This is a genomic window from Acinetobacter bereziniae, from assembly GCF_016576965.1.
GTDB lineage: Bacteria > Pseudomonadota > Gammaproteobacteria > Pseudomonadales > Moraxellaceae > Acinetobacter > Acinetobacter bereziniae.
In genome coordinates this window covers 586,950-612,067 of record NZ_CP066119.1, presented here as the reverse complement: position 1 = coordinate 612,067, position 25,118 = coordinate 586,950, and the positions used below count along the sequence as shown (strand labels likewise).

General features: G+C 38.9%; 22 protein-coding genes. 11 read left to right on the top strand and 11 right to left on the bottom strand.

The annotated features are described in order from the left end of the window. Positions 1–123: 123 nt before the first annotated feature. The 9 genes from iscX to I9192_RS02845 all read right to left on the bottom strand — a co-directional run bounded on the left by iscX (position 124) and on the right by I9192_RS02845 (position 8,938). Complete coding sequence (gene iscX, locus I9192_RS02885) at positions 124–324, bottom strand: Fe-S cluster assembly protein IscX (protein WP_004725877.1); 201 nt, start codon at positions 322–324, stop codon at positions 124–126. Positions 325–497: 173 nt separating this feature from the next. Next, positions 498–1,049, bottom strand: coding sequence for a phosphatase PAP2 family protein (locus I9192_RS02880; protein ID WP_005033890.1), 552 nt, complete (start codon positions 1,047–1,049; stop codon positions 498–500). A gap of 30 nt (positions 1,050–1,079) precedes the next feature. Further along, on the bottom strand, positions 1,080–2,366 hold the full coding sequence (locus I9192_RS02875) for a glycosyltransferase family 4 protein (RefSeq protein WP_200150094.1): 1,287 nt from the start codon (positions 2,364–2,366) through the stop codon (positions 1,080–1,082). A gap of 86 nt (positions 2,367–2,452) precedes the next feature. Continuing rightward, positions 2,453–3,289 carry an XAC2610-related protein gene (locus tag I9192_RS02870; RefSeq protein WP_004825022.1) on the bottom strand — a complete coding sequence of 279 codons (837 nt, stop codon included), beginning with the start codon at positions 3,287–3,289 and terminating at the stop codon, positions 2,453–2,455. A 105-nt stretch (positions 3,290–3,394) separates the two neighbouring features. After that, complete coding sequence (locus I9192_RS02865; protein WP_005033894.1) at positions 3,395–4,192, bottom strand: tetratricopeptide repeat protein; 798 nt, start codon at positions 4,190–4,192, stop codon at positions 3,395–3,397. Between the two features lie 84 nt (positions 4,193–4,276). Beyond that, positions 4,277–5,293: a ketol-acid reductoisomerase gene (ilvC, locus tag I9192_RS02860; RefSeq protein ID WP_004825025.1), complete on the bottom strand. Its 1,017-nt coding sequence runs from the start codon at positions 5,291–5,293 to the stop codon at positions 4,277–4,279. A 147-nt stretch (positions 5,294–5,440) separates the two neighbouring features. Next, the gene (ilvN, locus tag I9192_RS02855) at positions 5,441–5,932 is read right to left on the bottom strand and encodes an acetolactate synthase small subunit (RefSeq protein WP_004825027.1); all 492 of its coding nucleotides are present in this window, start codon (positions 5,930–5,932) and stop codon (positions 5,441–5,443) included. Then, positions 5,929–7,656, bottom strand: a complete 1,728-nt coding sequence (locus I9192_RS02850) for an acetolactate synthase 3 large subunit (RefSeq protein ID WP_010591029.1) — start codon at positions 7,654–7,656, stop codon at positions 5,929–5,931. Before I9192_RS02850 ends, ilvN begins: the two co-directional genes overlap by 4 nt. 634 nt (positions 7,657–8,290) lie before the next feature. Next, positions 8,291–8,938, bottom strand: a complete 648-nt coding sequence (locus tag I9192_RS02845; RefSeq protein WP_005033896.1) for a TetR/AcrR family transcriptional regulator — start codon at positions 8,936–8,938, stop codon at positions 8,291–8,293. Positions 8,939–8,989: 51 nt separating this feature from the next. Between I9192_RS02845 and I9192_RS02840 the strand changes: the two genes are divergently transcribed. The 8 genes from I9192_RS02840 to I9192_RS02805 all read left to right on the top strand — a co-directional run bounded on the left by I9192_RS02840 (position 8,990) and on the right by I9192_RS02805 (position 19,638). Beyond that, a complete protein-coding gene (locus I9192_RS02840) occupies positions 8,990–9,541 on the top strand; it encodes a hypothetical protein (RefSeq protein ID WP_005033898.1) in 552 nt (183 codons plus the stop codon). A gap of 371 nt (positions 9,542–9,912) precedes the next feature. Then, positions 9,913–10,299 (top strand): DUF4124 domain-containing protein, encoded by a 387-nt coding sequence (locus I9192_RS02835; protein WP_005033900.1) that lies wholly within the window; start codon positions 9,913–9,915, stop codon positions 10,297–10,299. 121 nt (positions 10,300–10,420) lie between these two features. Then, on the top strand, positions 10,421–13,057 hold the full coding sequence (leuS, locus tag I9192_RS02830) for a leucine--tRNA ligase (protein WP_005033902.1): 2,637 nt from the start codon (positions 10,421–10,423) through the stop codon (positions 13,055–13,057). Between the two features lie 154 nt (positions 13,058–13,211). Beyond that, positions 13,212–13,745 (top strand): LPS-assembly lipoprotein LptE, encoded by a 534-nt coding sequence (locus tag I9192_RS02825; RefSeq protein WP_004825039.1) that lies wholly within the window; start codon positions 13,212–13,214, stop codon positions 13,743–13,745. A gap of 4 nt (positions 13,746–13,749) precedes the next feature. Next, on the top strand, positions 13,750–14,742 hold the full coding sequence (gene holA, locus I9192_RS02820) for a DNA polymerase III subunit delta (protein ID WP_004825040.1): 993 nt from the start codon (positions 13,750–13,752) through the stop codon (positions 14,740–14,742). A gap of 120 nt (positions 14,743–14,862) precedes the next feature. Continuing rightward, a complete protein-coding gene (locus I9192_RS02815; RefSeq protein ID WP_005033905.1) occupies positions 14,863–16,221 on the top strand; it encodes a MacA family efflux pump subunit in 1,359 nt (452 codons plus the stop codon). 2 nt (positions 16,222–16,223) lie between these two features. Continuing rightward, on the top strand, positions 16,224–18,212 hold the full coding sequence (locus tag I9192_RS02810; protein ID WP_151800897.1) for a MacB family efflux pump subunit: 1,989 nt from the start codon (positions 16,224–16,226) through the stop codon (positions 18,210–18,212). A 22-nt stretch (positions 18,213–18,234) separates the two neighbouring features. After that, entirely contained in the window at positions 18,235–19,638 is a 1,404-nt protein-coding gene (locus I9192_RS02805; RefSeq protein ID WP_005033909.1) for an efflux transporter outer membrane subunit, read from the top strand. Positions 19,639–19,675: 37 nt separating this feature from the next. Here the strand turns inward: I9192_RS02805 and I9192_RS02800 are convergent, their stop codons facing one another. Both I9192_RS02800 and I9192_RS02795 read right to left on the bottom strand, forming a co-directional pair. Beyond that, positions 19,676–20,683 (bottom strand): DUF6708 domain-containing protein, encoded by a 1,008-nt coding sequence (locus tag I9192_RS02800; RefSeq protein WP_005033912.1) that lies wholly within the window; start codon positions 20,681–20,683, stop codon positions 19,676–19,678. A gap of 92 nt (positions 20,684–20,775) precedes the next feature. Beyond that, the gene (locus tag I9192_RS02795) at positions 20,776–21,759 is read right to left on the bottom strand and encodes a hypothetical protein (RefSeq protein ID WP_009584364.1); all 984 of its coding nucleotides are present in this window, start codon (positions 21,757–21,759) and stop codon (positions 20,776–20,778) included. Between the two features lie 164 nt (positions 21,760–21,923). On the opposite strand from I9192_RS02795, the gene I9192_RS02790 reads away from it, so the two are divergent. The 3 genes from I9192_RS02790 (at position 21,924) to I9192_RS02780 (ending at position 25,058) form a co-directional block, all read left to right on the top strand. Continuing rightward, positions 21,924–22,883 (top strand): formylglycine-generating enzyme family protein, encoded by a 960-nt coding sequence (locus I9192_RS02790; RefSeq protein ID WP_198114651.1) that lies wholly within the window; start codon positions 21,924–21,926, stop codon positions 22,881–22,883. A gap of 123 nt (positions 22,884–23,006) precedes the next feature. After that, positions 23,007–23,969, top strand: coding sequence for a formylglycine-generating enzyme family protein (locus I9192_RS02785; RefSeq protein WP_227560654.1), 963 nt, complete (start codon positions 23,007–23,009; stop codon positions 23,967–23,969). A gap of 126 nt (positions 23,970–24,095) precedes the next feature. Next, positions 24,096–25,058, top strand: coding sequence for a formylglycine-generating enzyme family protein (locus tag I9192_RS02780; RefSeq protein ID WP_049044658.1), 963 nt, complete (start codon positions 24,096–24,098; stop codon positions 25,056–25,058). The last annotated feature ends 60 nt before the right edge of the window (positions 25,059–25,118 follow it).

Below are 25,118 nucleotides of genomic sequence, written 5' to 3'. Positions count from 1 at the left end.
TTTGACACGAAATTTTTGGCGCATTATACCGAATAATGAATAATTTTCCGCTTTTAATCTGTAAAAAAATTGGATTTTTCGATGTGTAGTGAGATTCCACCATTGAATTACATCGAGAAGCGATTAATTTGCTTCATCAATCCATGCCATTTGAATGGCTTCCAACAAACCTTCTGTCGATTTTGTTGGATCATCACTAAACTCTGGCAAAGCACAAATCCAAGCATGCATATCGGTAAAACGCACCCATTGTGGATCCACATCTGGGTGCGCTTCACTGAGTTCAATTGCGATGTCAATCGTATCTGTCCAACGTAAGCCCATGCTCATATTCCTTTGCTTTATTTAATTCTGCTACTTTACCAAATCTTAGGGGCTGTGGACAATTCATCTATATTTGCGACTAGGTGTAGACCATCATTCAAAATTAAAACCTTGATGATCAAAGTCATCTGATTCTTTAAAAATGAAGTTACACACCACCAATAAATAAACCATCATAGAATTACTCCTAAATAAGGCGCAGTTAAAACAATCAAGCTTGCGACACTTGCACCAATCAGTGCCCCAACAATCACATCACTTGGATAATGCAAGCCCAAAACCATTCGTGACAGCGCAATCAACACAGTGAAAGGTGTCATGATAAATAACATCAGGGGTTGGATATAGCCAAAAACAATCGTTGCCATCACAGCATGTAGTGTATGACCTGATGGAAAACTAAAATGATCTAAAGGGCGCTCACCTAAAATAATCACCTGATGAACTTGATAAGGTCGCGGGCGAACTGTTTTATGTTTTAGAAATTTATAAATCCCCGTTCCTAACAGACCTGCAACCACGACATAGAGCAATTGCAGTCCATACATCCAGCCTTTTTGCAACCATATCAGCATTAACATTGCGCACCAAAAAGCACCATCACCTAGACGACTAATGGTTTTAAAAAACGTTGCAACACTTTGCGTATGCGATAAGTTATTGAGATATAAGCAACCTCTAAGATCGAGATCGAGCATTTTTATTTTGGTATTTTTAAAATTCATTTTCACTCTCCTCTCATTATTTGAGATGAACTAGGTCAGCCGTTTTGCATAGTGCGTAACCTGATATAGTGCTTCTTCGAATTGATGAACTGGATGTTGCCATCCGATGCTTTGAACATCTTGCATGGCTTGTTGCCCCATGCGTTTCAGCATGTTGTTATCTGGAATTTGCAACACATGTTGTGTTAACTGTTGAATATCGCCAATTGAACATAACCAACCTGTTTGAGTGTGTTTGCCATGAAGTTGGGCACAGGCATAATCATAGGCAATAATCGGTAAGCCACTTGCCATCGCCTCAATGACCACATTACCAAAAGTTTCGACTTGGCTGGCAAATACAAAAACATTAGCACTTGCATAAGCTTCAGCAAGTTGCGTGCCACTTAGGCTACCCATGAAAATCACATGTTCTGCACCTGGCATTTTTTCTAATAGGCTACGATCAGGACCATCTCCCACCAACACCAATTTGACTTGACGCTGAGATTGCTTACGTAACGCGGAATAAGCATCAATCACCACATTAACTTCTTTTTCCGAAGATAAACGCCCAACATAAATCAACACCGTAGTGTTTTCATCTGCGCCCCACTGCTGTCTAAGCTGTGCTGAATAACGTTGTGAAGAAAACCGATCTGTATCAATCCCCCTGCCTACGACGACCAATGGGCAGGTCACACCAAATTCACGTAAAGCGATTTCAGTGTCACGGCTAGGGACACAGGTCAGTTGTGTTGCATTATGAAACCATCTCAAATAACTTTGAATCGGCTTGACCAAGAATGCCAAATCAAAGAACCGACTAAACTCTTGGAATTGTGAATGAAAGCCACTTGAAACGGGGATACGTCGTGTTTTAGCTGCGTGTAATGCTGTAAATCCTAATGGTCCTTCAGTCACGATATGCACGACATCGGGTGTAAATGCAGAAATCGCTTGAGAAACTTTGAGGAATTGTGGCCAACCGAACTTCATATCTGGATATTTTGGAATTGATTGCCCATTCACCAAGCATTCTTTATTGGGAACGAAGTCATAGCATTGCGCTTTTTGCTCAGGACGAATAAGCAGAATTTTATGTCCTTGATTTTGCAACCCTTTACACAGTTGCATCAAAGATAAAGCAACACCATTAATTTCTGGTGGCCATGTTTCAGTCACGATTGCAATTTTGAGACGAGGTCGAGATAAATCACGAATAAGGTCATCATTATTCGTTGTCGTTTTCTTGTTGTTTGGGTTGAAATAATACTGAATATTATCGGGAAAATCTTGTTGTTTAAATTGCAAGGTGTTCGTGAACGGTTTATTCATACGATACCTAATCTGTTCATTTTTTTAACAGATTAGGTTATTTTCTTGACAATTTAATGATTATTTTATGACAGTTTTTTGACCAATTACTGATCGCCTTTCACGCGAATGAGTAGACCGTTTTCCACTTGGTAAACTTGTCCATTGCCAAAGTCAATCTGTTGCTTTTCACCATGCAGGTTTGGAAAGCCTGCAATCTTTTCCAGTTGTGGAGAACGCTGAAACTGTTGAGTTTTTGGATTATACATCCAATAAATATAGCGTTTATCCTCTACTGCGCGACCTTGAGATAAGTCAGAAACAATTACATCATAATAACCATCAAAATTGATATCCATATAACCGACACTGTTTGGATAGCCTGTAAACCCAGTAAGGCTTTGCACGACAGTATTGTTGTTTTTATTCAATACATCTACACGTTTTAAAGTTTTGCCAAATGGGCTATTGGCATCGTCCTGACCATAGAATTTAAAGATAAAAACTGGTTTATTCACGACCTTAAAAGCAGGTTCAAATTGTATGGATTGCCCAGCTGTTTTGCCTGCTTCTAAAAGTGTAGCTTTAAACAATCCGCTATTTGCATTCAGCACACCTGTCAGTTGATACTTGCCAACAGTGGTGTTATCTGCTTCTGAAGCCAGTGATTTTAAATCTAACTGATCGCCTTTTTGAGTTCCTTTAAAGTCTATCGTTGTACCATTCATTAAATCAGTCAGTACGCCATGCGGATGTGCAATCCCTGCATAAAGATTCATATAATAACGACCTTCACCTGATTTAAGCATACGCTGCATCGACACACGCACACCACTTAATGGCTTTAAACTGGTATTTGCCTGTACAGAAGTAGACTGAGTTTCAGCATAACTAAAACATGAAATAGACAAAGTCATCATAGTGAGAAAAAGTTTAAATTTCATGATTCAAAACCATATTCAACGATAATCAATAATGTGTAATTTATCACAAAATAATTTTTTATAAGTTAATTATTGCGCCCCTTAGATGATTTAAAAGATCGGAATCTAAACGCGACCAATTGGCTGTTTGGCAATATCACCTTTTTTCTTCAACTCATCAATGTATTTTAATTCATTACGCGCCTTTGAGTCAGACGGATCAACTTCTAACACCTGATTAAAATATTTAACCGCTTCATCCAGTTGATTTAATTCAATTAAACTCACTCCTAGACTACGCATTACACCCTGTTGAATCGTCAATCTTTTCTGCTTAGGCTCAACCAAATACACATACTCTTCAGCTGCTTTAAAACTTTCTAATGATGCTTGCCACAGTTTTTGTGCTTGCTGAATAAATCCCAGTTCTTTTAAATACCCACTATTAAAAGGAGACAATAACAATGCTTTTTGTAACGCTGACTGTGCATTGCTCCAATCACTCATTTCAATATAGGCATAAGCTGTTTGAAAATATAAGTCAGCCCAAGTTCCTGAAAAGACTCTAATATCTTTTTGCTTTCCGATATCAAGCGTTAGATACAGTAAGGTTTCAGCTGTTCCGCTGGCAGCATAAAGGACATATTGACGACTATTTTGATATTTTTCAAAATATTGAATTGCAGTATGTAAGGTTACAATCGCCTGCTGCGGATGTCCTGCGATTAAATACTGATTGGCTTTTTCTAAAGCATCATAGGCAAGCTTTTCATCAAGCACATTCTTTTCCAAATTTTGAACATTACTCGATTCAGACTGAGATGTATGCCGAGTAGCTTCTACAACTCTATTTTGCGCAAACGTCAAACTTATAGCAAAATAACTCAGCAAACCAATCAAGGTAAATTGTTTTTTTAATACCATTTTGTGCGACTTTATTATTCAATTTATCTAAAATATAGCATAAAAAAACCCACTCAAAAGAGTGGGCTTTGGTAAAACTAAAAATTAGTTCTTTTCTTTATCAACGATTTTGTTCGCTTGAATCCAAGGCATCATTGCACGTAACTTAGAACCTGTTACTTCGATACCGTGCGCTGCATTTTGACGACGGCGAGCAGTCATTGATGGGTAGTTCAACGCACCTTCTTGAATGAACATCTTCGCATATTCACCAGATTGGATACGTTTAAGCGCATTACGCATCGCTTCACGTGATTGCTCGTTGATCACTTCAACACCAGTCACATATTCACCATATTCAGCATTGTTTGATACTGAATAGTTCATGTCTGCGATACCGCCTTCGAACATCAAATCAACGATTAATTTAAGTTCGTGTAAGCATTCGAAATAAGCCATTTCTGGTGCATAACCCGCTTCAACAAGCGTTTCATAACCCATTTTAACCAATTCAACCGCACCACCACAAAGAACTGCTTGCTCACCGAATAAGTCAGTTTCAGTTTCTTCACGGAATGAAGTTTCGATGATTCCTGTACGACCACCACCTACGCCAGAAGCATAAGAAAGTGCAACATTACGTGCATTACCAGAAGCATCTTGATGGATGGCGATCAAATCAGGAACACCTGAACCACGTTGGAACTCTGAACGTACAGTGTGACCAGGCGCTTTTGGTGCAACCATGATTACATCTAAATCTTTACGCGGAACAACTTGGTTATAAAGAACAGAGAAACCATGAGCAAATGCCAAAGTTGCGCCTTCTTTGATGTTTGGTTCAATCACATCACGATAAAGTTGTGATTGGAACTCATCCGGCGTCAAAATCATGACTAAATCAGCTTGAGCAACAGCAGCTGGAACTTCAGCAACTTTAAGACCTGCATTCTCAGCTTTTTTCCAAGAAGTTGAACCAGCACGTAAACCAACAGTAACGTCTACACCTGAATCTTTAAGGTTAAGCGCATGTGCGTGACCTTGTGAACCGTAGCCAATGATCGCTACTTTTTTACCTTGGATGATAGATAAGTCGCAGTCTTTATCATAAAAAATTTGCATTGCTGTCTCCGCTATAATGCTGTGTTTCCTCTTCTTATCCTGAAGATTTTTGTTTGGAATCTTCTAGTCTAAGTCCCTCTTCTATTCCGAGAAGAGGTTATACATGAGGGAATAAAAAATCAAATAATTAATTAAGGGTTGAATAAATTACAGTGAAAGAACTTTTTCACCGCGGGCAATACCTGATACGCCAGAACGAACCACTTCTAAAATTGTGTTCTCTGCAAGCGCATCAATAAAGCCGTCAATTTTTTCTGTTGTACCCGCAATCTGAATGGTATAAGTCGTTGGTGTTACATCGACAATTTGCGCACGAAAAATATCCGCAGTGCGTTTGATCTCAGCACGTGCAGAACCTAATGCTTTGACTTTAATCAGCATCAGTTCACGCTCAATGTGCGCACCCTCAGACAGATCAACAACCTTAACCACCTCAACCAATTTGTTGAGTTGCTTGGTAATCTGCTCGATCTTGTGATCATCACCATAAGTCGTCAATGTCAAACGCGACATGGTTGGATCTTCAGTTGGTGCTACATTTAAAGTTTCAATGTTGTAGTTACGTTGAGAAAACAACCCCACCAAACGAGAAAGCGCACCAGCTTCGTTTTCAACGAGTACAGAAATTATATGTCTCATTCAGTACGCTCCCCTTTAGACAACCACATATCTTTCATTGACTGACCTGCAATCAGCATTGGATATACATGCTCTGTACGGTCAACCATGACATTGATAAACACACATTTATCGTCGATCGCCATCGCTTCTTGAAGCTTAGATTCAAGCTCATCTGCATGGTCAATCTGGATACCAACATGCCCGTATGCTTCCATAAGTTTTGGAAAATCAGGTAAAGATTCAACATAAGAACTTGAATGACGTCCTTCATAGTTCATATCTTGCCACTGCTTAACCATTCCTAAAGCACGGTTATTTAAGCAAAGAATTTTCACATTTAAGCCATATTGCTTACATGTAGAAAGCTCTTGGATACACATCTGAATAGATGCTTCACCTGTAATACACACCACCTGTTGATCTGGGAATGCCAATTTTGCCGCCATTGCATAAGGCAAACCTACACCCATTGTCCCCAAACCACCTGAGTTAATCCATTGGCGTGGACGTGTGTACTTATAATACAAGGCACCAAACATTTGATGTTGACCAACATCAGAAGTAATGATTGCTTGACTATTGGTAATCTTATCCAATGCTTCAACCACTTGTTGTGGCTTCATCACACCATCTTGACCTGCTTCATACTTCAGACCATGAACTTTGCGCCATTCATTGATTTGTGTCCACCAATCTGCAATCGCTTCTGGATTTGGCTTTGAAACATTCATTTGCTTCAACTGAACCAACATCTCTTGAAGTACAGGTTCTACCGCACCGACGATTGGGATATGCGCCATAATCGTTTTCGAAATGGTCGCAGGGTCAATATCAATGTGAATGACTTTAGCATTTGGACAGAATTTAGCAGGATTGTTGGTTACACGGTCATCAAAACGTGCGCCGATTGCTAAAATAACGTCCGCATTTGCCATGGTCATATTGGCTTCGTAAGTACCATGCATTCCGAGCATGCCTACGAATTGCGGATCATTTCCAGAAAAAGCACCTAAACCCATCAAGGTATTGGTCACTGGATAATTTAATAAATGCGCCAATTCCGTGAGTAATTCAGAAGCATTGCCCTGAACCACACCACCACCCGTATAAATCACTGGGCGCTTTGCATTCACCAATTCATCAATTGCTTTACGAATTTGACCTGAATGACCTCGATGCGGAGGCTGGTAAGAACGCATTTTTACTTTTTCAGGATATTCATACGCAAATTTTTCTGCAGGATTGGTCGCATCCTTTGGAATATCAACAACAACAGGACCCGGACGTCCAGAAGAAGCGATATAAAATGCTTTTTTAATTATTGCAGGAATTTCACTTGCATGACGCACTTGGAAACTATGTTTTACGATTGGACGAGAAATCCCCACCATATCTGTTTCTTGGAATGCGTCTTCACCAATCAGATGGCTTGCAACCTGTCCAGACAAAATCACCATTGGGATTGAGTCCATATAAGCTGTGGCGATTGGTGTTACGGTATTGGTTGCGCCAGGTCCAGAAGTGACCAGTACGACACCTGTTTTACCTGTCACGCGTGAGTATGCATCTGCCATGTGACCAGCAGCTTGCTCATGACGCACGAGGTAATGATTAATTTTATCTTGTTTAAATAGCGCATCATAAATATGTAATACTGCGCCGCCTGGGTATCCAAAAACATGTTCAACGCCTTCGTCCGCCAATGCACGAACAAGCATTTCACCACCAGATAAAAGTTCCAACGTATTCACCCTAATCTTTTTTCCACAGCACTATGGGAGACATAGACTGTGTTTCATTCATTGATTGTGCGCTCTGTTATAGCACACATATTGACTCGTTTTTGCAGCAATAAAAAAATAAATCGTCACGCAACCGTGTGGGCTGTATGAATCACTGAAATATGTTGGGATAAACATGTTTCGGTATTGGTCATTTTCTCGGCTTAGAGAAAATGTTATTGCTTGCTTTGATACTTTTATTCGAAGGGTGATCGAAAAAAACATCTGAAACTTGAGCAAGCATTTTTGTAGTTTTAGCGAACAAAGTCAAGGTTTCTCATAAGGTTTTTATTGATTATTTACCAACCGTTTATTTTTAAAACTATTCCTTTTTTTTAAGTGTATTATAAATAAAATTTCAATCACTTATAACTCAATAAAAATGCAAAAGAATTATTTTAAAACTTATATTTTTGTATGAAAAATATCCTCCCACCAAATAACGATGGTTTTGTAAAATTGATATAAAAAATTCATTCAGGCACACTATTTTTTTCTAGCCAAAATAATAATGATCAAAATACTGTAAAACTTCACTTAAAGTATTTATTACATTCCGATCAATAACGTTTTGATATATCGCTAAATAATATGATTACATTTTAGACAAATGTTTGACAAAAAAATCTAATATTTCCTCCACTGTCTGTTCTGTTGTTTGTTGTGCTATACCCCATTCTGGGAAATGACCATCCACCATCATTCTTGCTAAGCCATACACCAATGCACGAGCTGTTATGATTGCCAATGCCTGATTATGTTCATCCATCTGCTCACCAAACGCATCTCTTAACAATTGTTGCATCAAATGACGAATGTTCGTATTGCTGGATATTAACTTGTCGGAACTCTCATAATCGATGAGTGAACGATCACTGATAATACGAAAGTGTACAGGGTAAGTTGCCGCCCACTTTAGATAGCTCCGACCAATAGTGGCGAAACGTACCAATGGCGGTTGCTCCTCTACTGCGTGCATCATTTGTTGCACTTCTAGCTCTAAGCGCTCTGTTGCCTGTTCAGCTACAGCTGTAAGTAATGCAGTACGAGTTGCAAAATGACGAAAAGGTGCACCTGGAGACACACCTGCACGTTTAGCGGTCTCACGTACACTCAGTTTCTCCACCCCTTGTTCATCAATCAATTGTACTGCGGCTTCAATTAAAGCTTCACGTAAGTGACCATGATGATAAGTAGTACGTGTACTTGATACAGCTGACTTATCTGAAGACGATTGAGTCATAACTCTCCTCTATTGCAATTCGTTGCGGTTATACGATATGCTATTTTCACAATGTATGCACTGATTACATTAAAATTCCAACTCAACAAAAACAACGGTAAGCCTATGTATTCTTTTAAAACATTACTCTCTACATCCACTCTTTTTTATTCACTCGCACTATACGTTGGGTCAATCAATCCAGCAATGGCGCAACCCAAACCAACAACACCTCAAGTTGAATCTGCCAAATTACAGATTGTATGGCCTATTCCTCACTCAGCAATCCCTTTAGGCAATGACTCTGAGCGTGCGATCGGAGTCATCGTAAGTAGTAATTTCAAATTATTACCTGCGGGGCAGTGTGGCAATGATTCACATTGTGGTCATATTCATATGAAGATTGATCCACAAGGTGATAGCTGTAATTTACCCAACCGTTCGTATAACAGTATGAACAGTGATTTTGGAGGTCCACTTATCAAAGCCAATTTTGGCGCCTGCACTGAACCTGCTGGAGAACATACAATAGGCGTATTGCTCGCCAATGATCAACACCAACCTGTTCTGATAGACGGAAAACCAGTAATAGCAACGGTCCAAGTTAAAACAACTCTGCCATAAATAGAAATTAAAAGATGACGATAGCAAAATATAGTTTCAGTCAAGATCACATTTATTGAATATCAAGATGATATACAATGATTTTAATGATAAAAAACCATGGCTTTTATTCAAAAGAGAAATAAAAATTTAGTGTTGGGTGAGGACGATATTCTATGGCACCCAACACTAAACCTCGTGTTTCCGTATAAGAGAACACAGATATAACCCAATAAAATTGCAAAAGAATTATTTTAAAACTTATTTTTTTGTATAAAATAAATACAATTTAAAAAATATCCAGATCAAGCTAAAACAATCCGTTGTATATTAGACGCTATAACTATTTCTAGCTTTAGTCTGCATAAAAATTGACGCAAAGGTTCTGCACCATGAAACAACACCAACGCTTTACACACACAGTTTTTGTATCGACCATTTTTGCTTTGTTGTCTGTGACTGCTGCAACCAGTCATGCAAAACAGTATTATAAGTGGGTCGACAGTAACGGCTCTACCCATTACACCACGACGCCACCACCTAAAAATGCACGCAATAAAACTAAAGTCGACACTTATGGTTATCGTGGAACGCCTTCACCGACCAACCAACCTACAGCCCAACAGACAGCCCCACAAAACAATCCATCCAATACGCAGCAAAATGCTCCTCAAAATGGACAACCTGTAAATAATGTTCCTGTCGTGAATCCACCACAGCTACAACAACCTACAGTGATTCCACAAAATAATACCAATAGCGATTCAACGCTTCGCTAGTTCAATTAAGAACAAAATTGCAAGTTTTTCATATTTAAAAACGCGCAAAATTCACTTTTAGGTGTATTTTGCGCTATGCTGTGCAACACAGTTTTTTAACCATTGTTCTCAAAATACGTTTATGACTACTCATATTGATCCTGAATATCAAGCTAGTGCGATTGAACCTCAAGTCCAGAAAGACTGGGAAGATCGTAAATCGTTTAAAGTTGCCGACACTGTAGAAGGTCCACGTCGTTATATCCTCTCGATGTTCCCTTATCCAAGTGGCAAACTGCATATGGGTCATGTGCGGAACTATACGATTGGCGATGTGATTAGTCGTTTTCACCGTCTCAAGGGTGAAACTGTCCTGCAACCTATGGGTTGGGATGCCTTTGGTTTGCCTGCTGAAAATGCAGCAATTGCACATCAAGTTGCGCCTGCAAAATGGACGTTTGAAAACATCGCATATATGCGCGACCAATTGAAAAAACTTGGTTTGTCTGTTGATTGGGACCGTGAATTTGCAACATGTACACCAGAATATTATCACTGGGAACAATGGTTATTTGTCCAACTGTATAAAAAAGGACTGATTTATCGCAAACTCTCTACAGTAAACTGGGATCCAGTTGACCAGACTGTTCTTGCCAATGAGCAAGTTGAAAACGGTCGTGGCTGGCGCTCAGGTGCATTGGTAGAAAAGCGTGATATTCCAATGTACTACTTCCGCATCACAGACTATGCGCAAGAACTCTTAGATGATCTCGACACACTAAAAGACGGTTGGCCACAACAAGTATTGACCATGCAGCGTAACTGGATTGGTCGTTCAACGGGTATGGACATCACCTTCCCGTCTGCGAACCCAGAAGTTTATGCCGATGGTTTGACGGTTTATACCACACGTGCTGACACGCTCATGGGTGTAACCTATGTTGCAGTTGCAGCTGAACATCCAATGGCGTTGAAAGCTGCCGCGATCCAATCAGAAGCTGGACAGCCTGAACTTGCTGCATTTATTGAAGAATGTCGCATGGGTTCAGTGGCAGAAGCAGACTTGGCAACCGCTGAAAAGAAAGGCATGGCAACAGGCTTATCGGTGAAGCATCCTGTGACTGGTGAAGAAATTCCAGTCTGGATTGCCAACTATGTATTGATGTCCTACGGCTCAGGTGCAGTCATGGCTGTTCCTGCGCACGATGAACGTGACTTTGAGTTTGCCAATAAATTTAATTTGCCAATCAAACAAGTCATCGATGCCAAAGGTGCAGATGATGCCGAATATTCTGCATCAACGTGGCAAGAGTGGTACGGTTCTAAAGAAGGTAAATTGGTTAATTCTGGCGAATTTGATGGCTTAACATTCCAAGCTGCTTTTGACGCTTTTCTTGCAAAATTAGAACCACAATCATTGGCAAGTTCTAAAGTTCAATTCCGTTTACGTGACTGGGGTGTTTCTCGTCAACGTTACTGGGGTTGCCCAATTCCAATGATTAACTGTGACCAGTGTGGTCAAGTCACTGTTCCTGAAGACCAACTCCCTGTTGTGCTTCCAACAGATGTGGTACCAGATGGTTCAGGTAATCCTTTAAACAAAATGCCTGAATTCTATCAAACAAAATGTCCAAGCTGTGGCGGTGATGCCCGTCGTGAAACGGATACTTTGGATACATTCGTTGAATCCTCTTGGTACTATGCGCGTTATGCTTCTCCTGATTTTACTGGTGGTATGGTAAAACCTGAAGCTGCACAGTCATGGTTGCCAGTGAACCAATATATTGGCGGTGTAGAACATGCCATTCTTCATCTTCTTTATGCACGTTTCTTCCATAAGTTAATGCGTGATGAAGGTGTGGTTCAAGGCAACGAACCATTCACCAACTTACTCACTCAAGGCATGGTCTTGGCGGACACATTCTACCGTGAAGCTGAAAGTGGTAAAAAAACCTGGTTCAACCCTGCGGATATTGAGTTAGAAAAAGACGAAAAAGGTCGCATACTTTCTGCTAAATATAATGGCGATGGACAAGAAGTTGTCATTGGTGGGCAAGAAAAAATGTCGAAGTCAAAAAATAACGGCATCGATCCACAAGCAATTATTGACCAATACGGCGCAGATACTGCCCGCGTATTTATGATGTTTGCTGCGCCACCTGATCAATCATTGGAATGGTCGGATGCAGGTGTTGAAGGGGCAAACCGTTTCTTAAAACGTGTTTGGCGTTTGGTAGCTGGGTTCCTTGAAAAAGGCAATACTGCAACTGCGATTGATGCAGCTAAACTTTCAACAGAAGCACAAGATTTACGTCGTAAAACTCACGAAACCATTCAAAAGGTAGGTGATGATATTGAACGTCGTCATGCATTCAATACAGCCATTGCAGCATTGATGGAATTACTCAATGCCAGCAATAAGTTTGAAGCAAAAGATGACAATGATGTCGCTGTTGAACGTGAAGCGATTATTACCCTATTGACCTTGCTTGCACCTTTTGCACCACACTTAAGTCAAACTTTATTGGCTGAGTTTAATGTTGACTTGACTTCGGTCTTGTTCCCGACTGTGGATGAGTCAGCACTCACTCGTAATACACAAACTATTGTGGTTCAGGTAAATGGTAAGCTTCGTGGTAAGTTAGAAGTGTCTGTAGATGCATCAAAAGATGAGTTATTGACCTTAGCGAAAGCACTTCCAGAAGTTCAACAGTTCTTGACGGGTCCAACCAAGAAAGAAATTGTTGTGCCGAATAAATTAGTGAATTTGGTGGTTTAAAAGTTTTTAAGCCTCTCTTTCTAAGAGGGACTTAATGCGATAAACAAAACCCAAACAAAGCCCGTTGTCATTCAACGGGCTTTGATTCTAAAATGTGGACAATTTATCAAGATTAAATATTTCATATTTTAATGAAATATCATGAGGACAAAGCATGCATTTGGTTCAACGTGTTGCAGCAGTTGTATTAACTTTGGGTCTGAGTGCGGGCTTAGTCGGTTGTGGCTTTCATTTAAAGGGAACCAATACTCAAGCAACGCCTTTGGTTTATACCAAATTACAGTTGGTTCTACCTGAAAATACAGAAGATCTTGAGAAAAAACTCAGTGTTTATTTGACTGCAACGGGTGTCCAACTCAGTAATGCGAATGATGCCTATGTGTTACGTGTACTCAGTTACAAACCTGTACGCCATGAGCTCAATGGTAAATTGGTTGAAACCTTACTGCGTCTCACTGTAACTTTCCAGATTGAGGACAAACAAGGAAATCCAATTACAGAACCTCGTACATTGACTGCCTCTCGTAGTTATCAATATGATGTTGCGACAGTCAATACCGATGACCAACAATATAAATATTTAAGCCAAATTTTGATTGATGACATCGCTCAACAAATGTCTCGTCAAATTGCAGCCAACCGCTTACCGAAAGCTAGAAATATTACCACCCAACCAGTAGCACAATAAACTTATGAAACTTGACTATTTACAAGCCCTTAAACGTGTTGATGAAGCGCGCGGTGTTTGGATTTTACATGGTCAAGAGCCACTGTTAGAGCAAAATTTGCTTGATGCATTAAGAAAAAGCTGGGCAAAGCATGAAATTGAAAGACAGCGTCATGATTTAAATAGTGTTTCAGACTGGAAAAATGTTTTTAATGCTTTAAACAGCCTGTCTTTATTTTCACAACATCTCGCACTTGAAGTGCATGGCAATATCAAGCCAGATGCCAATGGATTAAAACAACTCAAACAATATATTCAACATAACGAACACAATTTACTTGTAATCGTGATGCCAAAGCAGGATTCAAGTAGTTTAAAATCTGCTTTCTTCCAAACGGTTGAAGCCAACGGTGTAGTTGTTGCATTGACGGCGAATTACCCACAAGACCGTCAGCGCATCTTGGTAATTGAAGCAGAACAACTTGGTATTCAACTCAATCAAGATGCATGGGTATGGCTTGAACAACATCATGAACACAATTTATTGGCTGCTAAAAACAGTTTAATGCGTGTTGCAGATACATTCCCCGATCAAAAACAGATTGAAATCGACCATTTACAACAATGCTTACAAGATCAATCCCGCTACAGCACTTTTGATTTAAGCGATGCATTGATCGCTGGAAATTTAGCTTTAGCCATTAAGATTTTCCAATATCTTTTGGAGTCTGGAGAACCTGATAGTTTAATTTTATGGACCATTAGTAAAGAAATGCGTCTTTTGATGCAATTGTATGAACAGCCACAAAATGCTTTACAACTTGGCATTTGGAAAACAAAAATTTCTTTGTACCAACAAGCACTTAGACGTTTAAATCCACAATCGTTTTTAACATGGCCGACACTTTTATTACGCATTGATGCTGCTATTAAAGGGCTTAGTCAAGAAAAACCAGAACATATCATTCAACAATGTATTGCAGAGTTGTGTGGAAAGTCTTTATTTATCAATGCTTAATTTTTAATCACAAAGATCAACTAGAATAATTCTCATTTCTATTTATTATAAAAAATTCACGCTTTATCCTTAATTCATCATTATAATTTGATCAATTTTTCTCTCAGTCTCATTATTGCTATGCCAAAAATAAAACCAGCCAAAGCCATTTTTATAGCGGCCTGTGTAGCGATCGTCGCAGCAATCGCATGGTACACATTAAAACCAAAAAATACACAGCCTCAGTATATTACTGCTGAAGTAACCCGTGGAGATATTGAAGATTCTGTACTTGCAACAGGTGACTTGGAAGCAACCAAAATGGTCAGTGTGGGTGCACAGGTTTCTGGTCAGGTCAAAAAAATGTATGTAAAGCTGGGAGATCAAGTCAAACAAGGACAATTGATCGCACAAATTGATTCTGTACGACAAACCAACGATTTAAAAACAGCAGAAGCAAGTATTAAAAACCAACAGGCACAATTGACCACAAAACAAGCCACTTTAGCCAAGGCTGAAGCTGAATATAATCGTCAGAAGAATATGTATGCACAAGATGCGACATCTAAGGCTGATTACGACAGTGCGTTGGCTGCGTTTAAGACAGCACAAGCCGATATTGCATCGATGAATGCGCAAATTGAACAATCTAAACTGACACTGGCAACCTCACAAGAAAACTTAGGTTATACCCGTATTGTTGCGCCGATGGATGGTACTGTGGTTGCAATTGTGACTGAAGAAGGTCAAACCGTTAACGCGAATCAAAGCGCTCCAACGATTGTGAAGCTTGCTAAACTTGACACCATGACCATCAAAGCCCAAGTATCAGAAGCTGATGTCATGAAAGTTCAGGAAGGTCAAAAAGTTTATTTCACAACACTGGGAGACAGTGAGAAAAAACGTTATGCAACACTGCGTCAAGTAGAGCCTGCACCTGAATCAATCAATACAGAAACAACCAGCAATTCTTCATCATCGTCATCAAGCACTGCGATTTATTATAATGCGCTCTTCGATGTGCCAAATGATGATGGCAAGTTGCGTATTGATATGACAGCTCAGGTTTATATTATTTTAGCGGAAGCTAAAAATGCTTTGACTGTTCCTGCAGCTGCACTTCAAGCCTCAAATCGCCCACAACGTGCCAATAAATCAAATGGTCAATCTGGTGCAAATTCAAATCGCCCTGCTTCTTCTGCTCAAGGTCAAACCCATAAAGAGGGACAAAATGCAGCAGATCGCCCAGAGCGTCTTGAGTTAACCGCAGACGAGAAAGCTTTGCTAGATCAAGGTAAAGCATCCGTTGCAATCGTTCGTGTTTTACAGGCTGATGGCAGCGCCAAACGTAAACAAGTATTAATTGGTTTAAATAACCGTGTTACAGCAGAAGTGTTACGTGGCTTAAATGAAGGTGATCAAGTGATTCTCGCCGATGGTTCAGACACGTCGAATGATTCTGCAAAACGTAGTAACAGAAATGGCCCAATGAGACTCTAAGCATGGATCAGAACAATCATCAGATCAAACCTCTACTCGAGGTTAGTAATCTGATACGTGAGTTCCCTGCGGGTGAATCCACTATTCAGATTTTAAAAAGTATTAATTTAAAGATTTATCCGGGTGAGTTGGTTGCCATCGTTGGTCAGTCTGGTTCTGGTAAATCGACCTTGATGAATATTTTGGGTTGTCTGGATCAGCCAACATCAGGAAGCTATCAGGTAAATGGGCGTGAAACCCGTAAACTTGAACCTGATGAGCTGGCTCAGTTACGTCGTGAGTATTTTGGCTTTATCTTCCAGCGCTATCACTTATTGGGTGATTTGAATGCTGCTGGAAACGTCGAAGTCCCTGCAATTTATGCAGGTATGGACCCCACCGTTCGTCAAAAGCGCTCGCATGAAATCCTGACTGATCTTGGACTTGGTGAAAAAACTGAAAACCGTCCAAATCAACTTTCAGGCGGTCAGCAACAGCGTGTTTCGATTGCCCGTGCCTTGATGAATGGTGGTGATGTTATTCTTGCCGATGAGCCAACAGGCGCATTGGATAAAAATAGCGGTATCGAAGTGATGCGCATCTTGCGTGAGCTAAATGCCAAAGGTCATACCATCATTTTGGTTACACATGATATGAATGTCGCAAAAAATGCGACACGTATTATTGAAATCAGTGACGGGAATATTATTGCAGATAAGCCTAATGTTCCAGAACATGACGATGTGATTGAGGTTGTTGCAGATGCAGAGCCCAAATCCAGTCGAAAAAAATCATCTCGTTGGCGTTCAGCACTAGATCGTTTTGCTGAAGCTTTCCGTATGGCTTTGCTCGCAATGAATGCACATCGTATGCGTACTTTCCTGACCATGTTGGGGATCATTATCGGGATTGCATCCGTGGTGTCTGTCGTTGCACTCGGAAATGGCTCACAAAAACAAATTTTGGAAAACATCAGCAGTTTAGGTACCAATACCATTACGGTCTTTCAGGGTCGAGGCTTTGGTGACAACTCAAAGACAGCTCAATTTAAAACCCTTGTGCCCGCTGATGCTGAAGCACTATCTGAACAGCCCTATGTAGAAGCAGTTAGCCCAACAGTGAACAGTAGCGTTACAGCGCGATTTAAAGATACCGAAGCAGCAGCCACCGTAAATGGCGTAAGTGCAGACTTCTTCAATGTAAGAGGTTTAGAGTTTGTCGCAGGTCAACCTTTTGACAAACAAAGTGTGACTCAACGTGCACAGGATGTCGTGATTGACTCCAACACCAAAAAGACATTCTTTGCTGATGGTACTGACCCGTTAGGGCAAGTGATTTTATTGGGCAGTGTTCCGAGTCGAATCATCGGGGTCATTGATGCACAACAAGGCTTTATGAGTTCTGATAGCCTAAATGTCTATCTCCCTTACTCAACCGTGATGAGTCGCATGTTAGGGCAGTCTAATGTACGTAGCATCATTGTTCGTGTCAAAGACACCTACCCGACCGCTGTGGCTGAAAATGCCATTTTAAGCTTGTTAGAACAGCGCCACGGTGCACAAGATGTCTTTACACAAAACTCTGACAGTATCCGTCAAACTATTGAACAAACCACCCAAACCATGACCTTATTGGTGTCTGCAATTGCAGTGATTTCGCTTGTGGTGGGTGGGATCGGTGTAATGAATATTATGCTGGTTTCCGTGACTGAACGTACTCAGGAAATTGGGGTACGTATGGCGGTGGGTGCACGACAAAGCGATATTCTACAACAGTTTCTGATTGAAGCGATTTTGGTGTGTATTTTAGGCGGAATATTAGGTGTCTTACTTTCATTAGGTATTGGACAGTTGATCGGACATATTGCCAAAGGCAGTTTCCAAATGGCGTATTCAAGTACTTCGATCATTGCAGCATTTGTATGTTCAACTTTGATTGGTGTGGTGTTTGGATTTATCCCAGCACGAAATGCCGCGCAGTTGAATCCTGTCGATGCACTTTCACGTGAATAACCGAAGAATAAGGAAAATATTAATGCAAATGAATTTAAGCAAACTTGCAACAGCCTTGATTCTTGGAAGCTCACTGGTGGGATGTGCTGCTGTGGTGAAAACCCCGTATGAAGCACCTGCGGTACAAATCCCCAATGGTTTTGCTTATGACAAAGCAAAATCTCAACAAGTTCAAGCTGATCTTTATGCAGACCAATGGTGGACTTTATTTGGCGATACGCAACTCAATCAATTGGTCAATCAAGTGATTGAACGAAATGCTGATTTGGCTGTGGCAGGGATCAATTTACAAACTGCACGATTAAGAGCTGGGTTAGCACGTGATCAACAAGGACCACGTGTCAATTCAAGTGTTTCAACTGGACATAGCTTTGATCTCAACTCGGGCGATGATGCTGCCAGAGGTCTATCGCTCAGTGCTGGCGTAAGTTATGAAGTCGATTTATTTGGTAAATTGGCGCGTCAGACTGAAGCCTCTAAATGGGAGTCTTTAGCCACTGAACAAGACTTGCAAGCGACAGGACAAACCTTAATTGGTACAACTGCAAACTTATACTGGCAATTGGGTTATTTAAATGAACGCTATAGCTCTGCACAACAAAGCTTAGCCTCTACCCAAAAAACCTATGAATTGGTGCGCACCCAATACCGTGCAGGTGCTGTTTCAGGGTTAGATTTAACCCAAGCTGAGCAGTCTGTACAAAGCCAAAAAGCAAGTTTAAGTCAGATTGAACAACAGCGTGTTGAAGCACGTACTGCTTTGGCTGTGTTATTGCAGATTCCAGTACAACAGTTGAATATTCAAGAACCTCAACAGTTGCCACGGATTCGTTTACCTGAAATTGCGGCAGGCTTACCCGCCGATATTTTGTCACGTCGTCCAGATTTGAGAGCTGCTGAGTTACGTTTACGTGAGTCTTTAGCTACCAAAGATGCGACCAAAGCAAGTTATTATCCATCTATTAGCTTGACTGGAAATCTAGGTTCGACCAGCACCTCTCTGACCAATTTACTGAAAAATCCTGCGCTTACTTTAGGTGCAAGTTTAAGTTTACCGTTTTTGCAATATAACGATATGCAAAAGAACCTAAAGATTAGTGAATTGGACTATGAAAAAGCCATCGTTCAATACCGCAATACCCTATATCAAGCTTTTGCAGACACGGAAAATGCGTTATCGAATCGAACTGAATTAGATAAACAAGTTGCGCTACAACAAAAGAATCTTGAGCTTGCAGAAAAAACTGAACGTTTGACTGATGTTCGTTATCGTAATGGTGCGATTGCTTTAAAAAATCTTTTGGATGCACAGGAAACAACACGTAGCGCTCGTTTGGCTTTGGTACAAACCAAACAAAGCCAGTACAACGCTTATGTGACGTTGATGCAGGCTTTAGGTGGTAGTCCGATTCAGCAGATGCCTTAAAAATTTGTTGAGATAAGAAAGTCCTTCGGGGCTTTTTTTATTTGATTATTTTTCCAAAAGTATCGAGTTGGTATGTTGTCGAAGCATCAACAACATAGGGGTCTTTAGCATCAACCTGACATTCATTTTCAACTTGTTGAGACCATTTCGGTTGTTTATCAGCACGAATAAATTTATTGCGCGTTGCACCTAAAATTTTAATCATTGCCCTTGAGTAGAATGATCGAAATTCACTTTGATAATCTAATGCAACGATTTCCTGACTGGTTTCTAAAGACTCAGGCTGTGCTTCAATATTTAAACAATAGCTTAATTTCTCAGGTACTAAACGAGGACTCGTTTCTACTATATGTTTATTAAAATAAAGCTTTTCAGGTCCATTATTCATATACTCTTTAATAAACTGCCATATTTCAAGCGTTTCTTGCTTTTTATGCTTACTCAGTGCAAAAGCAAAGGTATAAGTAATCAAGCCATTGTTATCCTTGATAAACCCCTTGATCTCCCAAAAAGTGCCCTCGTAGCCTCCCAGTCGATGATTTAAAATAAAATCAATCTTCTCCCAATTCTCTGAAAAGATTTGACCACTGACATCATAAACATAGACTTTTTGATTTTTTCTATTAAATCGGATTGGATAATAGTTATAGCCTAATTTTTCATACTTTTTAAAATTTTGATAACCTTTATAAAAAACATAAAAAATAAAAGAAAATAAAATATGCATTGGAGAAAAAACGACGATGAAGCCGAGTAAACTTTCAGCATCACGAATTACTGTTATATAAAAAAATATGAGCCAAACAATCAAAATAACTGGAACTGCTATAAAAAGAACTCCAAGCAAATTAAAATAGGAATTACCTTTTAAAAAGAAGCTGTTATTTACACATTCCATATAGGTAGAATTCATTTTTACAAAGTGATAGCCATGAAACACACTTGATTTATAAGCTATTTTCTTCGAAAGAATATTTTGCTTTTCTTTAGGTGTTAGGTGCCTAGCATTCTTATACACTGGATATTGTAATGTACCATTAAGCATATTTGACCTATTCAATATGGTTTAAGATAAAATCACCTTCTCGTGCTTTATCTGCTATCTTTAGTTTTAAACTGAATATGTATAAAGCTTCATTATTCATGTTGCTTCTCTTTCACACTAAAAAAACCAAATTTCAAATTGTCTTTTGCTGTCACACTATAGGGATCATTTTCATCTACAACATGCTCCTTTTTTAGTGCTTCACTCCAATAAAATGGCTTTGAAAAAACAACGGTGATTCGTCGTCCAAAGAACCTTACAAATTCAGGTACAGCAAAAATAAGCGCATAGAGTGGTGTCTGAAAATGATTGATAAACACGGTTTGCCAACTTTGCTTCAAGGATTCTTTTTTCTCTTGAATATCATAGCAATAGGTTAATTTACTTTTATAATCTTGCTCAGGGTCGTCTATCCCTTCTCTGTAGTACAAGGGTTCAGGTCCCTGCTCTACATAAGTTTTGATAAATAATAAAAAGCCTTCTATATAGTCTTTATGGATATTCGGTATGCCTAACTGTATATCATGTTTTATCACTTCACCATCAAGTATATAGGCATGTAACTCATACAAAGGTAGTCCAACGATACCTTGTGATTGAACAATATCAAAATAAAGATCACTTAATTGTAATCGCAGAAATTCGTTATTTTCATGAAAAGTTACTACTTTGTTCTTCCTATTTAGCATTATCGAATTGTATAAAGGCTTAAAAAGTTCCTTACTTATCAGGGGGTGAAGCATCGTTATAAGAATGTATAAGCTTGCAATAAAAATAGATATTGCCCCAAACCACATAATGTAATCTATTTCACCATAATCAAAAAAAATCATATATATGAAGAAAATACTCATTACAAGCACAGGAATGCCGATTAGAAAAGAATAGATAAATGACTTCCCAATCCAAATATATTCTTTATTAATAAACTCTATAAATGAAGAATTCATCTGCACAACCGAAAAATTATGATTGATCACTCGTTTCAGTTCAAAAGTATCAATTTTAAAAAGCTGATATTTCTTTACACGCTCTCCAACTTTTGTACGAGGAACGAAATACCATGGATTTTTCATTTTAAACCTATTTATTTAGTACAATCCAAGTTACTCAACAACGCTAATATCATTAAAATATAAGCATTTAAAGACTCAATTCAGTTTTTAATAAGTCTTCTTTATAACATGCCAATTATCAGTTAGGATAAAAACTAAAATATTGATAGTCTTATTTAAAAATGATGAAACACAATATAATTGCTATTTTACTCTCCACTTTAGCCTTATCTGCTTGTGCAAAAACCACCAATGAGACGCATAGCAATTCAACAGCTCAAAAGACCAATGAAAAAAACGATCTTGAGTTACAACAAAGAATTAAAACATTGGTGGAGAAAACCAAAAAGAATATGATTTTTGTACAAGGTGGTACGTTTATGATGGGTGACTTCGGTGAACTCGTCAATAAAGGAAAATTACCTTTTGATGGCGATGCTCATAGTAAACCTTTACATAAAGTCACTTTAGATAGTTATAGCCTAAATGCCTATAAGTCCAGTTATGAAGACTTAGACACTTATAGTGCAGCAACAGGACAGCCTAAAGTTATGGATGATCCAGATATCATTGATAAGAGATATAAAGATGCTGCCGCTGGACTCAATTGGTATCAAGCCCGTGATTACTGCCAATGGTTAGGCAAACAATTAAATGTACCTATGGACTTACCAACTGAAGCACAATGGGAATATGCTGCTCGTAACCGCGGTCAACAAGTGGTCTATCCCACCGATAATGGTAAACTAGAATATGGTAAAAACTTTAATAGTTATCAACAACAAAAAGATTTCTCGCGTAAGGTTTCAGGGGATGCCATCATTTTAGTTTCTCAATTAGGTGCGTACCAACCTACTCCATTAGGTTTTTACGACTTAATCAATGAAAACTTAGAATGGGTTGCTGACTGGTATGCACCTGATTATTATTCTAAATCATCAGAAAAAAATCCTAAGGGACCTGAAACAGGTACAGCTAAAGTCCTTAGAAGTACCAATATTAATGATGAATATATGATTCGAACTGCTTTTGGCTTCACTTTTTCAAGAATGTTTAAAGAACCCGATTTAAAAGGAAAGGATTTTGCTCATTATTACACTACTTCAGTCCGATGTGCTGCCAACAACACTAAACCTTTATTTTAATTAATTATTATTATACAAACGCTAAATCCCTTTAACCTATATATTTTTTAACAGAATCAATCTTTATATCGTGCAGATTAGCCGTTAAGATAAAAGCTAAAATATTGATAGTCTTATTTAAAAATGATAAAACATAATATAATCGTTGTTTTACTCTCGACCTTAACCTTCTCTGCTTGTGCAAAAACCACCAATGAGACGCATAGCAATTCAACAGCTCAAAAGACCAATGAAAAAAACGATCTTGAGTTACAACAAAGAATTAAAACATTGGTGGAGAAAACCAAAAAGAATATGATTTTTGTACAAGGTGGCACGTTTATGATGGGTGACTTCGGTGAACTCTTCAATAAAGGAAAATTACCTTTTGATGGTGAAGCTCATAGTAAACCTTTACATAAAGTCACTTTAGATAGTTATAGCCTAAATGCCTATAAGTCCAGTTATGAAGACTTAGACACTTATAGTGCAGCAACAGGACAGCCTAAAGTTATGGATGATCCAGATATCATTGATAAGAGATATAAAGATGCTGCCGCTGGACTCAATTGGTATCAAGCGCGTGATTACTGCCAATGGTTAGGCAAACAATTAAATGTACCTATGGACTTACCAACTGAAGCACAATGGGAATATGCTGCTCGTAATCGTGGACAACAAGTGGTCTATCCCACCGATAATGGTAAAGTAGAATATGGGAAAAACTTTAATAGTTATGAACAACAAAAAGATTTCTCGCGTAAGGTTTCAGGGGATGCCATCATTTTAGTTTCTCAATTAGGTGCGTACCAACCTACTCCATTAGGTTTTTACGACTTAATCAATGAAAACTTAGAATGGGTTGCTGACTGGTATGCACCTGATTATTATTCTAAATCATCAGAAAAAAATCCTAAGGGACCTGAAACAGGTACAGCTAAAGTCCTTAGAAGTACCAATACCAGGGATGAATATATGATTCGAACTGCTTTTGGCTTTACTTTTTCAAGAATGTTTAAAGAACCCGATTTAAAAGGTCATGACTTTGAAGATTATTATAGGACCTCAGTGAGATGTGTTGCTAATAGTCCTAAACCTTTATTTTAATTAATTATTATTATACAAACGCCAAACCCCTTTAACCTTTATATTTTTTAACAGAATCAAACTTTATATTGTACAGATTATCAGTTAGGATAAAAACTAAAATATTGATAGTCTTATTTAAAAATGATGAAACACAATATAATTGCTATTTTACTCTCCACTTTAGCCTTATCTGCTTGTGCAAAAACCACCAATGAGACGCATAGCAACTCAACAGCTCAAAAGACCAATGAAAAAAACGATCTTGAGTTACAACAAAGAATTAAAAAATTGGTGGAGAAAACCAAAAAGAATATGATTTTTGTACAAGGTGGTACGTTTATGATGGGTGACTTCGGTGAACTCGTCAATAAAGGAAAATTACCTTTTGATGGTGATGCTCATAGTAAACCTTTACATAAAGTCACTTTAGATAGTTATAGCCTAAATGCCTATAAGTCCAGTTATGAAGACTTAGATACTTATAGTGCAGCAACAGGGAAGCCTAAAGTTATGAATGATCCAGATTTGCAAGATTTACGATATAAAGATGCTGCCGCTGGACTCAATTGGTATCAAGCGCGTGATTACTGCCAATGGTTAGGCAAACAATTAAATGTACCTATGGACTTACCAACCGAAGCGCAGTGGGAATATGCTGCTCGTAACCGCGGCCAACAAGTGGTTTATCCCACCGATAATGGTAAAGTAGAATATGGTAAAAACTTTAATAGTTATGAACAACAACAAGCATTCACAGAAACTGTTGCAGAGAACTCGATAATACTCATCACTCAACTTGGCGCTCATCAGCCTACTCCATTAGGTTTTTACGACTTAATCAATGAAAACTTAGAATGGGTCGCTGACTGGTATGCACCTGACTATTATTCTAAATCACCTGAAAAAAATCCCAAAGGACCTGAAACAGGTACGGCTAAGGTCCTTAGAAGTACAAATGCAAAAGATGAATATATGATTCGGACTGCTTTTGGCTTTACTTTTTCAAGAATGTTTAAAGAACCTGGCTTAAAAGGAAAGGATTTTTCTCGCTATTACACTACTTCAGTCCGATGTGCTGCCAATAGTCCAACGCCTATACAAAAATAGAATACCTATGACCCCATTAGTTTAAAGTCTAAGCTCATATTTTTTATTCAGTGAAATTTT